Source organism: Streptomyces alboniger (assembly GCF_008704395.1).
Classification (GTDB): domain Bacteria; phylum Actinomycetota; class Actinomycetes; order Streptomycetales; family Streptomycetaceae; genus Streptomyces; species Streptomyces alboniger.
Genome location: NZ_CP023695.1, coordinates 7,214,623 through 7,226,697 on the forward strand (window position 1 = coordinate 7,214,623; position 12,075 = coordinate 7,226,697).

The 12,075-nt window shown below is 70.8% G+C and carries 9 protein-coding genes; 7 read left to right on the forward strand and 2 right to left on the reverse strand.

Features of this window, described 5'->3' with window-relative positions:
* Positions 1-242: 242 nt before the first annotated feature.
* Entirely contained in the window at positions 243-416 is a 174-nt protein-coding gene (locus tag CP975_RS35210; RefSeq protein WP_167532762.1) for a hypothetical protein, read from the forward strand.
* 468 nt (positions 417-884) lie between these two features.
* Positions 885-1,811 carry a nitroreductase/quinone reductase family protein gene (locus tag CP975_RS31730; RefSeq protein ID WP_055535055.1) on the forward strand — a complete coding sequence of 309 codons (927 nt, stop codon included), beginning with the start codon at positions 885-887 and terminating at the stop codon, positions 1,809-1,811.
* Here the strand turns inward: CP975_RS31730 and CP975_RS31735 are convergent.
* Both CP975_RS31735 and CP975_RS31740 read right to left on the reverse strand, forming a co-directional pair.
* A complete protein-coding gene (locus CP975_RS31735; protein WP_070321290.1) occupies positions 1,724-2,917 on the reverse strand; it encodes a carboxylate-amine ligase in 1,194 nt (397 codons plus the stop codon). The genes CP975_RS31730 and CP975_RS31735 overlap by 88 nt on opposite strands.
* Before the next feature lie 130 nt (positions 2,918-3,047).
* Complete coding sequence (locus CP975_RS31740) at positions 3,048-4,064, reverse strand: LacI family DNA-binding transcriptional regulator (RefSeq protein WP_199783176.1); 1,017 nt, start codon at positions 4,062-4,064, stop codon at positions 3,048-3,050.
* A gap of 304 nt (positions 4,065-4,368) precedes the next feature.
* Here CP975_RS31740 and CP975_RS31745 point away from each other — a divergent pair, with 304 nt between their 5' ends.
* The 5 genes from CP975_RS31745 (at position 4,369) to CP975_RS31765 (ending at position 12,003) form a co-directional block, all read left to right on the forward strand.
* A complete protein-coding gene (locus CP975_RS31745) occupies positions 4,369-5,667 on the forward strand; it encodes an extracellular solute-binding protein (RefSeq protein ID WP_055535086.1) in 1,299 nt (432 codons plus the stop codon).
* A 41-nt stretch (positions 5,668-5,708) separates the two neighbouring features.
* The gene (locus CP975_RS31750; RefSeq protein WP_030793171.1) at positions 5,709-6,611 is read left to right on the forward strand and encodes a carbohydrate ABC transporter permease; all 903 of its coding nucleotides are present in this window, start codon (positions 5,709-5,711) and stop codon (positions 6,609-6,611) included.
* On the forward strand, positions 6,608-7,522 hold the full coding sequence (locus CP975_RS31755) for a carbohydrate ABC transporter permease (RefSeq protein WP_055535059.1): 915 nt from the start codon (positions 6,608-6,610) through the stop codon (positions 7,520-7,522). The genes CP975_RS31750 and CP975_RS31755 overlap by 4 nt, the downstream gene beginning before the upstream one ends.
* A gap of 118 nt (positions 7,523-7,640) precedes the next feature.
* Positions 7,641-8,894 (forward strand): glycoside hydrolase 5 family protein, encoded by a 1,254-nt coding sequence (locus CP975_RS31760; protein WP_055535061.1) that lies wholly within the window; start codon positions 7,641-7,643, stop codon positions 8,892-8,894.
* A gap of 85 nt (positions 8,895-8,979) precedes the next feature.
* Positions 8,980-12,003 carry an alpha-mannosidase gene (locus CP975_RS31765; protein ID WP_055535063.1) on the forward strand — a complete coding sequence of 1,008 codons (3,024 nt, stop codon included), beginning with the start codon at positions 8,980-8,982 and terminating at the stop codon, positions 12,001-12,003.
* Positions 12,004-12,075 lie beyond the last annotated feature (72 nt).

The window sequence follows — 12,075 nt, forward strand, 5'->3', positions numbered from 1 at the left end:
GGCCCCAGGCACCCGGCCGGGGCTTCGGTGTCCGGAATTTACCCAGCCTTGAGCTTCCATCGAGCACGGCCGCGCTCATTTGGTTAACCTAGGTCGAACGGGTGGCCACGAGAGATCCACAAACGTCTCTCGGCCACCCCGGGGACTGGCCGGCGACCACGGCCGCGGTCCCGCCAGACACCGGCGCCACCGCGACCGAACTGCCCTTGGCCTTTCCGTTACGCGACACAAAGGAGTGCGCGGTGGCACCAGAACTGACGAAGCAGGAGAAGCGACCGGCGGAACGCGGCGGCGAGCGGGCCGGTAGACCCCCCAAGCTGCGCAACCTGGAGGCATGGGCCAAGGCGGCCCCCATCCGGCTGGCGGGCTACGAGGACGACCTCGCCGAGCCGCACATCCTCCCCGGTATCGACTGATCGGTACCTCTCCGGTCCGTCCGCTTCGCCCCGTGCCCCCTGCCTCTCGGCGGGGGGCACAGGCGTTTCGGGGAGGCCCGTTCCCGATGGCGTGGCGGGCGGGCCGGTGTTCCCCGCGGCGCGAGCGGCCGTCCCCTCCACGGCCGTCCGCCCCCGTCGCCATCTCACGCCAGTACCCAGCAGGGGCCGGGAGATTCACGCGGACGTTGACAGATGGGGAGCCGGTGACTGTAATGGGGCGCGTGCCGCGTGGCGCCGACCAAAGAGAAGTGGGCAGGTCGGCGATCGGGCGAGCACCTTCACTCAAGGACGACGCCGATGAACACGTCGTGAGTTCACACCCCAGGGCCTTCGCCTGATCCGCGCGTCTTCGCGCGCTCCTCGTCACGCCCTCTTCGCGTGGCGCTCCCTCACCTTCACCGCGCTCGACGCGGTTCCTGACACCCTGTACGGAGATCTGACACCGTCATGCCCACACCCTTCAACCAGTCCGTCATCGAGGAGTTCCGCGCCCGCGGCGGCAAGGTCGGCGGCCCCTTCGAAGGCAGCGAACTCCTCCTGCTCACCACCACAGGCGCGCAGTCCGGCAAGGAGCACACCACCCCCCTCGGCTTCGTCCGTGACGGCGGGCTGATCCTGCTCGTCGGATCGAACATGGGCGCGCCGCGCCACCCCGACTGGTACCGCAACATCCTGGCCCACCCCACGGTGACCGTGGAACTGGGCACCGCCACCTTCGAGGCGATCGCCGTCCCCGCCGAGGGCGAGCGCCGCGACCGGCTCTTCGAGCGCGTGGTGGCCGCCGAACCGGGATACGGCGACTACCAGACGCAGACCAGCCGGACCCTGCCGGTCATCGTCCTGGAGCGCCCCGCGCACGCGGCGGACATCCCCGAGGAGGCGGCGAGCCTCGCGGACAAGATGGTCCAGGTCCACCTCTGGCTGCGCGGCCAGCTCACGCACGTACGCGACGAGACCGAGGCGTACTTCGAGGCGCTCGCCGCGCACCGCGGGCCGGGGGCGCCGCCGGCGCCGGGGCTCGGCCTGCAGATCCGCCAGCACTGCCTGGCCTTCTGCGACGCCCTGGAGTTCCACCACACCAGCGAGGACGCGCACCTCTTCCCGGTGATGGCCGGTCACCACCCCGAGCTGCGTGAGACCTTCGACCGCCTCGCCGAGGAACACCGTGCGGTCGCCCGTATCCAGGGCGAACTCGCCGCGCTCCTGGCGGACGTCCACGGCACGCACCCCGAGCGGTTCCGCGCCGAACTGGCCCGAATGACGGACGAGTTGACCCGGCACCTCGACTACGAGGAGGCATCGCTCCTGCCGCTGCTCGCCGAACTGCCGTGGCCGCCCGGGCCGCCGACCGGGGAAGGAGAGCGCCGCCACTGACGCGGGCTCACGGCCGTGCGGTCGGCCAGGTCGTCGACGACGTCGCGCAGGCTGCCCGCACGGGCGTGGACGGCGCGTTGGCGCTCGGCGCCGCCGCCGTGTGCGATGAGGTGCCGCAGGACCGCCGTCACCCGGGGGAGTTCCCCGCGCTCCGCCAGGGCCGGCCGGGCGTACGCGAGAAGCTCCCGGAGCCGGTGCGAGGTCGGCACGAGGCGGTGGGTCCGCGGATCGAGGCTGTGCCCGGTCAGACCGTCGCGGGCGCACCGCCAGTACGCGGCGCGCAGCAGCGCGTCGTCCATGGCGGGTCCGGGGTCCCCGCGGCGCACCCGCTCCAGCGCCTGCACGACCAGTGCCCGTACGAGGACGGCGAAGGCCGCCGCCTCCTCGACGGACGTGGGGACGTCCATCGCCCTGATCTCCACGGTCGGCAGGTGTGCGCACGGCCGCACGTCCCAGTACAGCGAGCGTTCACCGAGGGTCGCGCCGGTCTCCCGCAGCGCGGACGCGAGCGCGTCGTAGTGGGCGGCCGAGGAGAAGTACGGCGGCGGGCCCGCCACGGGCCACCGCGTGGCCCCCAGGGTCCGCCAACTGCAGTAGCCGCTGTCTCTCTCGTCCCAGAAGGGCGAGTTCGCCGCCATCGCCACCAGGACGGGCAGCCACGGCCGCAGATGGTTGCTGACCAGGACGGCGTGGTCCCGGTCGGGGACCTGGACGTGCACGTGGAGCCCGCAGAAGGCGAACGTGTCGTACAGCGACCGGAACGTGGCGAGCTGGGCGAGGTAGTGGGCGTCGCCGTTGAGCGGGATCGGCGCCCGCATGCCCAGCAGCGGAGTGCCGGAGGCGACGGGCCGCGAACCCTCGCCCGCCGCGGCGGTGGCCACGGCGCGGCGTACCCGCCGCAGCTCCTGACGCAGCTCCCCCAGAGTCCCGCAAGGGGGTGTCCTGCCCTCCACCTGGTACCGGGACGCCTCGCCCGTGACCAGGTCCCCTAGCTCCGGCCTGGCGCGAGCCAGGACCCGCGGCGCCGCCGCGACGACCGTGCGCTGTGCGGTGTCGACGAGGAAGTACTCCTCCTCGACACCGACGGTGGGGGAGTGGTCCGCCATGTGCCGTGTCCTTCCGCCGACGCGAGCGCGCATGCCCGTCCACTTTCCTCGCCCGAGGGGCCGGCTGCGACCCCGCGCACCCGGCCGCATGACCTGTTCCCGACCCATGGGCCGCCCCGCGGGCCCGGACTCAGGCCCCGCGCACCGGCCCCGTGCTCTCCCGCTCGATGAGCCGGGGCAAGGGAACCTGCACGGTGGCCGCCGGGCCGTCGTCCAGGAGGGCGAGCAGTTCGCGGGCGGCGGTGCGGCCGAACGCCACGGTGTCCCGGGAGAGGGCCGTCAGCCACGGGTGCACCATGCGGCACAGCGCCGAGTCCTCCCAGGCCACGACCGACACGTCGTCCGGAACGACGAAACCCAGCGACGAGGCGGCGGCCACCCCGGCCACGGCCATCACGTCGTTGTCGTACACCAGGGCGGTCGGCGGCTCGGCCGCCTCCAGGACGCGCCGGGTCACGGCGGCGCCCTCCGCGTCGGAGTAGTCGGTCGGCACCGAACGCACCCCGGATAGGCCCCGGCTCGCAGCCTCGGCGCTCAGGGTGCGCATGCGGCGCTCGGTGTGCGCGAGCCCCTCCAGGCCCGCGATGTGCACGATGCGGCGGTGCCCGAGCGCGTGCAGGTGGCCCACGACCGACGCCATCGCCCCCGCGTCGTCCGCCCACACCGTGGAGAGGCCCGCGTGGCCCGCGTCCGGGTCGGGCACGCCGCCCGTCACCACGGCGGGCAGCCCCAGCTCGTCGAGGAGCGCGGGCCGGGGGTCGGCCGTACGCGGGTCCACCACCAGCACGCCGTCCACCCGGTGCTCGGCCCACCAGCGGCGGTAGACCGCGCACTCGGCCGCCACGTCCTCCACGACCTGGAAGAGCAGCCCCAAGTGCCGCTCGGCCAGGACCTCCTGGACCCCGGAGATCAGTTGCAGGAAGAACGAGTCGACGCCCAGCGTCGCGGCGGGCCGCGCCACGACCAGGCCCACCGTCGCCGAGCCCTCGCCGGACAGGGCACGCGCCGCGGTGCTGGGCCGCCAGCCCAGCTGCTCGGCGACCCTGCGCACCCGGTCGCGGGTGATGTCGGAGACGCCGGGCCGGTCGTTGAGCGCGAAGGAGACGGCGCTCTCGGAGACCCCGGCCCGGCGCGCGATGTCCTTCATGGTCGGCCGGCGTGCCGGTGACCGCTTGCCTTGCACCCGTAGCCCCTTTCGTGGCGCCCGCATACTAAAGCGCTTGAGCGACCAGACTCTAAAGCGCATTAGTCATTCACCGCAAGACTCTCAACACAGCCGTCTGACCTGGGGTGTTGGTGGGGAGATGGCGGGATCTTCGATATCGGTCTATCAAATCCATTGACTTTGTACGGCGGTTGGATGCAGGGTCTGCCTCGGCGTGGCTCGCGCGGCTCGGACGGCCGTGGCCATCGCCGTCTCGCGCTGGGCCGAGCAAAGGAGCCGTTTCACCGTGCGTATCTCCCGTATCTCCCGCAGAGCGGTCGCCACCGGCGCCGTCCTCGCTGTCCTCCTGCCGCTGAGCGCCTGCGGCGACGGAGGTGACGGCGGCGGTTCCACGGACGCGTCGGGCAAGATCGAAGGCAGGATCACCTTCCAGACCTGGAATCTGAAGGCCAACTTCAAGCCCTACTTCGAGGGTCTCGTCGCCGAGTTCGAGGACAAGTACCCCGGCACCGACGTCAAGTGGGTCGACCAGCCCGGCGAGGGCTACGCCGACAAGATCAGCGCCGACGCCGCCGCGGGCACGCTGCCCGACGTCGTGAACGTCTCGCCGGACCTGGTCGCCCCGCTCGCCAAGGCCGGCCTCGCCCTCGACCTCGACAAGGCCGCGGGCAAGTACGAGAAGGAGTACCTGCCCGGGGCCTGGAAGAGCCATCAGATACCGGGCACCGAGGGCACGTACGCCTTCCCCTGGTATCTGAACACCGGGCCGCTCTTCTACAACAAGCGCCTCTTCAAGGAGGCGGGCCTGGATGAGAACAAGCCGCCGAAGACGTACGGCCAGCTCTTCGACCAGGCGGTCCAGCTCGCGAAGAAGAGCGACGGCAAGGTGGCCACGCTCGCCAACGTCCCCACCATCGAGGACTTCGGGCGCTACGGCGTACCGCTGATGAACAAGGAAGGCACCGGCTTCACCTTCAACGACGCCAAGGGCGTCGAACTCCTCACCGAGTACAAGAAGTTGTACGACGCCAAGGCGCTGGACGGACAGGCGCTGACCGCGACACCGGAGTCGACCGGCAAGAAGTTCCTCACCGAGGCCGTCGCCATGAACCCCGGCAGCGCGCTCGACCTGGAGAAGTTCAAGAAGGAGGCGCCGAAGCTCTACAAGAACATCGGCATCACTCCGCAGATCAGCAGCACCGGCAAGGACAACATGTACGTGATGGGCGTGATGGTGAACGCCCGCACCAAGCAGACGCCCGCCGCCGTCGCCTTCGCGCACTTCGTCACCGACGCCAAGCACCAGATGGAGTTCGCCAAGAAGGTCGCGATCTTCCCCAGTACGCAGGGCTCCCTCGACGACCCCTACTTCACCAAGCAGGACGGCAAGGAGGAGACGCGGGTCCGCATCGCCGCCGCCAAGTCCATCAGGACGGCGGTGAACTACACGCCCGTGCTCTTCAGCGAGCAGATGAAGGTCGAGCTGCGCAATGCGGTCGCCAGGGCGCTCCAGGGCAAGGAGAGTCCCGAGGAAGCGCTTGACAACGCTGTCAAGCAGTGTGACCGGCTGCTGAAGCAGAGCTGAGCGCCGGCCCCGTGCCGAGCCATGACCAGGGAACGACAGCCATGAAGAGCAGCACCCGCACCAGTACCGTCCGGATCAGACGCCAACTGCCCACCAGTCCCTGGCTGTTCGCCGCCCCCGGGCTCGCGGTCGTCGCCGTCTTCATCCTCTATCCGTTCGTCAGCACGCTGAACAACTCCTTCACCGACAAGAGGACGTTGATCCCCGGCGAGTACGTGGGCCTCGCCAACTTCCGGGAGCTGCTGCACGACGACATGTTCTGGATCGGCCTGCGCAACAGCACGCTGTACGTCCTCGTGGTCGTGCCCGCGCTCGTCCTGCTGCCCCTGCTGCTGGCGATGCTCGTCCAGAAGCACATCCCCGGAATCACCTTCTTCCGGTCCGCCTTCTACACCCCGGTGGTCGCGTCCATCGTCGTGGTCGGCCTGATCTGGGTGTGGATGCTGGACGAACGCGGCTTGGTCAACGCCGTCCTGGAGGCGGTGGGCGTCGGCAAGGTCGGCTTCCTCAGCGACCAGTGGCTGCTGCTGTTCAGCGCCATGGCCGTCACGGTCTGGAAGGGCCTCGGCTACTACATGATCATTTACCTCGCGGCGCTCGCCAACGTGCCGCGCGAACTGCACGAGGCCGCCGCGGTCGACGGCGCGGGTGCGGTGCGCCGCTTCTTCAGCGTCACCGTGCCCGCCGTCCGCTCCACCATGGTGCTCGTCGGCGCGCTCTCCTCGGTCGCCGCCTTCAAGGTCTTCTCCGAGGTCTATCTGATGGCGGGGCCCGCCGGAGGGCCCGCGGGCGAGGACACCACGCTGGTGATGCTGGTGCAGCGCACGGGCACCGGTCTGACGGGCCGGGTCGGCTACGCGTCGGCCATCTCCGTCGTCGTCTTCGTCGTCACCGTCGCGCTCATGCTGCTCGTGCTGCGCGCGGACCGCAAGGAGGACGCGTGAGCACCACCGAGAAGGTTCCGGCGCCGGTCACCGGGGCGGCTCCGCGCCCCAAGCCGCGCCGCCGGATCACCGACGAGAACGGCCGCCGGATGCCCCTGTGGGAGATCATCCTGCGCTACGGGCTGCTGCTCGCCGTACTGGCGCTGATGATCGGCCCGTTCCTGTGGCAGCTGTCCACGTCCCTGAAGGGGCCGCACGAGGACATCTTCAGCTCCCCGCCGAAGTTCCTGCCCTCCGACCCGACCCTCCACAACTACGGGCGGGTCGCCGACACCATCCCCGTCTGGGACTACGCCCTCAACTCCCTGAAGGTGGCCGCCGCCAACGTCGTCACCAACTGCGTGGGCGCCGCCCTCGCCGGGTACGCCCTGGCGCGCCTGCGCTACCGCGGTCGCAGGGCGGCCACCCTCGTCTTCATCCTGGCGATGCTGGTGCCCGTGGAGGGCATCATCATCGCCCAGTTCACGACGATGCGTGAGCTGGGTCTGAACAACACCCTCATCGGGGTGCTGCTGCCCGGCTGCGTCTCCGCGCTCAACGTCCTGCTGATGCGCAACGCGTTCCTCAACGTGCCCTACGAGATCGAGGAAGCCGCTTTCGTGGACGGTGCGAACGTCTGGCAGCGGTTCGTACGGATCGCGCTGCCCGCCGTCAAGGGCACCCTCGCGGTCGTCGCGATCTTCGCCTTCATGGGCGCCTGGGACGACTTCCTGTGGCCGCTCATCGTGCTCAGCGACCCGGAGCGGTTCACCCTCACCATCGGCCTGAACTATCTGCACGGCACCTTCGCCAACGACGAACGCCTCGTCGCCGCGGGCACGGTCATCGCCGTGCTCCCGCTGATCGTCCTCTTCGCCTGCCTCCAGCGGTACTTCTTCCGCGGCGTCGGCGAAGGAGCGGTCAAGGGCTGAACCCGCGCTGCCTCCCCCCCCCGGACTTCCCCGGGCTTCTCCGAACTTCTCCGAACTTCTCCGAACTTCTCCGAACTTCCCCGGACCGTCCCGGATTTCTCCAGAACCAGGATCCGCATTGCTTTCTCCAGCGCCTTCGGGCACGCCGCGCTTCGGCGCCAACTACACGCCCAGCCAGGGGTGGTTCCACCACTGGCTCGACTTCGACCTCGACGCCGTGCGCACCGACCTCGACGCGCTCGCCGCCCTCGGCCTCGACCACGTGCGGGTCTTCCCGATCTGGCCCTACTTCCAGCCCAACCGCGCGCTGATCCGCCCGCGCGCCGTCGATCAGCTCGTCCAGCTCGCCGACGCCGCCGCCGAGCGGGGCCTCGACGTCAACGTCGACGGCCTCCAGGGGCATCTGTCGAGCTTCGACTTCCTGCCCGCCTGGACCCAGACCTGGCACCGGCGGAACATCTTCACCGACCCGGACGTCGTGGCCGGGCAGGCCGACTACCTGCGTACGCTCGCCGCCGCGCTCGCCGACCGGCCCAACTTCATCGGCATGACCATCGGCAACGAGATCAACCAGTTCTCCGCGGGGCCGCACCCCGACCCCGACCGCATCACCGCCGAGCAGGCCGACGCCTGGCTCACCACCGTCCTGGCCGCCTGCGAGGAAGGCGCTCCCGGCAGGCTCCACCTGCACGCCGAGTACGACGCCGCCTGGTACCAGGACGACCAGCCCTTCACCCCGGCGCAGGCCGCCCGGCTCGGCGGTGCCACCGCCGTGCACTCCTGGGTCTTCAACGGCACGGCCCAGCGCCACGGGCGCACCGGCACGGCGACCCGTACCCACGCCGCGTACATGATCGAGCTGGCCAAGGCCTGGGCCCTCGACCCGCGCCGCCCCGTCTGGCTCCAGGAGGTCGGCGCGCCCGCGCCGCTGATCCCCGCCGAGCACGCGGCCGCCTTCACCGAGGAGACCATCGAGGCCGCGCTCGACTGCCAGGACGTGTGGGGCGTGACGTGGTGGTGCTCCCACGACGTCTCACGCGACCTCGCGGACTTTCCTGAACTGGAGTACAGCCTCGGCCTGTTGACCAACGACGGACGGGTCAAGCCCGCGGGGGAGGCCGTCGCCCGCATCGCCGAGGAGCGGCGCGGGCGTACGTACGCGCCGGCACCCCGGGCCACCGCGCTCGTCGTGGACGAGGCCCTGTCGCGGCGCTCGGCGTGTGCGCCGGGGGGAGCGGTGTTCGAGGCGTACGTCCGCCTCGTGGCGCAGGGGGTGCGGCCCGCGGTCGTCCTCGCCGGACGGGTGGCGGACGCGGAGCATCTCGCCGCGCGCGGCATCTCGGAAGTGGTCTCACCCGAGGAGGTCGGCTAGGCCGGTACGACCTCGGCAGATCGCGCTTCGCGCTCGTCCTCGAACGCCGGACGGGCTGTAACCCCTCACCCTCGGGAGAACCCCCATGCATGACGACCGCACCCTTGTCGAAGCCCGGCTCAAGCGCGTTCTGGACGAGCGCGTCAGGCCCGCCGTGTATCCCGCCTCCGTGCCGCTCGACGTCGCGGTGTGGAACGCGCCGGGCGAGCCGGTACCCGTCGCCGAAGGGCTGGCCGCCGAGCCCGTGCCGACCGCTGTCGGGGAGCGGTGGGGCGCGCCCTGGGGGACCAGCTGGTTCCGGGTCAGCGGGACGGTGCCGAAGGAGTGGGCGGGCCGGACCGTCGAGGCGGTCCTCGACCTCGGCTTCGACGAGAACATGCCGGGCTTCCAGTGCGAGGGCCTCGTCTACCGCCCCGACGGCACCCCGGTGAAGGGCCTCAACCCGCGCAACCAGTGGGTGCGCATCGCCGCCCCCGCCGAGGGCGGGGAGGAGGTGCGGCTGCACATCGAGGCCGCCTCCAACCCCGTCATCCTCGACTACCACCCCTTCCTGCCCACCCGGTTGGGCGACAAGGAGACCGCAGGCAGCGAGCCGCAGTACAAGCTCGCGCGCATGGACCTCGCCGTCTTCGACGAGACGGTGTGGCAGCTCGTCATCGACCTGGAGGTACTGGGTGAGCTGATGAGGGAGCTGCCCGAGGACTCGGGGCGCCGCTACGACATCGTGCGCGCGGTCGGCCGCGCGCTGGACGCCGTCGACCTCCAGGACGTGAACGGCTCGGCCGCCGCGGCCCGCGCCCTGCTCGAAGGCGTGCTCAGCACCCCCGCCGAGCCGTCCGCGCACCGCATCAGCGCCGTCGGCCACGCCCACATCGACTCCGCCTGGCTGTGGCCGCTGCGCGAGACGGTGCGCAAGGTGGCGCGTACGACGTCGAACATGACCGCGCTCATCGAGGACGAGCCCGACTTCGTCTTCGCCATGTCCCAGGCGCAGCAGTGGGCGTGGATCAAGGAGCACCGGCCCGAGGTGTGGGCGAAGGTCAAGAAGGCGGTCGCCGACGGGCGGTTCGTGCCCGCGGGCGGCATGTGGGTCGAGTCGGACACGAACATGCCGGGCTCCGAGGCGATGGCCCGTCAGTTCGTGCACGGCAAGCGGTTCTTCCTCGACGAGTTCGGCGTGGAGAACGACGAGGCGTGGCTGCCGGACACCTTCGGCTTCGCCGCGGGACTGCCGCAGATCATCAAGGCGGCGGGCTCCAAGTGGCTGCTGACGCAGAAGATCTCCTGGTCGCAGACCAACCGCTTCCCGCACCACACCTTCAACTGGGAGGGCATCGACGGGACGCGGATCTTCACGCACTTCCCGCCCGTCGACACCTACAACTGCTCCATGAAGGGCAGCGAGATCGCCCATGCGGCGAAGAACTTCAAGGACAAGGGTGTCGCCCGGCACTCGCTCGCACCCACCGGCTGGGGCGACGGAGGCGGCGGCACCACCCGCGAGATGATCGCGAAGGCGGCGCGAATGCGGGATCTGGAGGGCTCCGCGACCGTTCGGTGGGAGACGCCGGAGCAGTTCTTCCAGAAGGCCGAGGCCGAGTACCCGAACGCTCCCGTGTGGGTCGGCGAGCTGTATCTGGAACTGCACCGGGCGACCCTCACCAGCCAGGCCGGCACCAAGCAGGGCAATCGCCGCAGCGAGCACCTGCTCCGGGAGGCGGAGCTGTGGGCGGCGACGGCCGCCGTACGGTGTGCCGAATTCACGTACCCCTACGAGCAGTTGGACCGTATCTGGAAGACGGTGCTGCTCCACCAGTTCCACGACATCCTGCCCGGCTCGTCCATCGCCTGGGTGCACCGCGAGGCCCGCGCGACCTACGCGGCGCTCGCGCGGGAGCTGAACGGCATCATCGAGGCGGCTCAGCGTGCCCTCGCCGGTGAGGGCACCGACGAGCTGGTCTTCAACTCCACCCCGCACGCCCGCGATGGCGTGCCCGCGGGCGGCGCCAGGACCGCGGCGGTCGGCGGACGGTCGGCGATCGAGGCGCGCGCCGAGGGGGGCTTCGTCCTCGACAACGAATTGCTGCGGGTCGAGATCGACGCGCGGGGACTGGTCGTGTCCGCGTACGACCTCGTCGCCGACCGCGAGACCGTAGCACCCGGAGCGGCGGCGAACCTGCCGCAACTGCACGCCGATTTCCCGAACATGTGGGACGCGTGGGACGTGGACGAGTTCTACCGCAACACCGTCACCGACCTCACGGAGGCGGACGAGGTCACCGCGGGTGAGGGCGCGTCGGTCCGGGTCGTGCGCGCCTTCGGTGATTCGCGGCTCACGCAGGTCCTGTCGTTGGCGTCGGGCGCGCAGCGGCTCGACATCGACACCGAGGTCGACTGGCACGAGACCGAGAAGTTCCTGAAGCTCGCCTTCCCACTGGACATCCACGCGGAGCGGTACGCCTCGGAGACCCAGTTCGGGCACTTCTACCGGCCCACGCACACCAACACGAGCTGGGAGGCAGCCAAGTTCGAGGCGTGCAACCACCGCTTCGTGCACCTGGAGGAGCCGGGCTGGGGGGTCGCGCTGGTCAACGACTCGACGTACGGCCATGACGTGACCCGGGCCGTCCGCGGCGACGACGAGGGTACGACGACGACCGTCCGCGTCTCGCTGCTGCGCGCCCCGCGCTTCCCCGACCCCGAGACCGACCAGGGTGTGCACCGCTTCCGGCACGCGCTGGTGCCGGGCGCGGCGATCGGCGACGCGGTGCGCGAGGGGTACCGCATCAACCTGCCCGAGCGGCGGGTGAGCGGCGGCTGCGAGGTGACGCCACTGGTCACGGTCGACAACGACGCCGTGGTGGTCACGGCGGTGAAGCTCGCCGACGACGGCAGCGGTGACGTCGTCGTCCGCTTCCACGAGTCACGCGGCGGCCGCGCGAAGGCGACGCTGACGGCGGGCTTCCCGGCGGCGGACGTCACGGTGACCGACCTCCTGGAGCGCCCGCTGGACGAGGTGGCGGCGCCGGAACTGACGGGGGACGCGGTGTCGGTGAAGCTGCGGCCGTTCGAGCTGGTGACCCTGCGGTTCGGACGGCGGGTCGGCTAGGCCGGTGCCCGGCGCGCTCCCGTGTGACGGCAGGGCCTCCGGCGTCAAAATCCGCCCGGTCGCCCTCGTGAT

Coding starts and splice junctions, on each gene's coding strand:
- CP975_RS31765 (WP_055535063.1), top strand. CDS start 8,980: ATGCATGACGACCGCACCCTTGTCGAAGCCCGGCTCAAGCGCGTTCTG.
- CP975_RS31730 (WP_055535055.1), top strand. CDS start 885: ATGCCCACACCCTTCAACCAGTCCGTCATCGAGGAGTTCCGCGCCCGC.
- CP975_RS31735 (WP_070321290.1), bottom strand. CDS start 2,917: ATGGCGGACCACTCCCCCACCGTCGGTGTCGAGGAGGAGTACTTCCTC.
- CP975_RS31740 (WP_199783176.1), bottom strand. CDS start 4,064: ATGAAGGACATCGCGCGCCGGGCCGGGGTCTCCGAGAGCGCCGTCTCC.
- CP975_RS31750 (WP_030793171.1), top strand. CDS start 5,709: ATGAAGAGCAGCACCCGCACCAGTACCGTCCGGATCAGACGCCAACTG.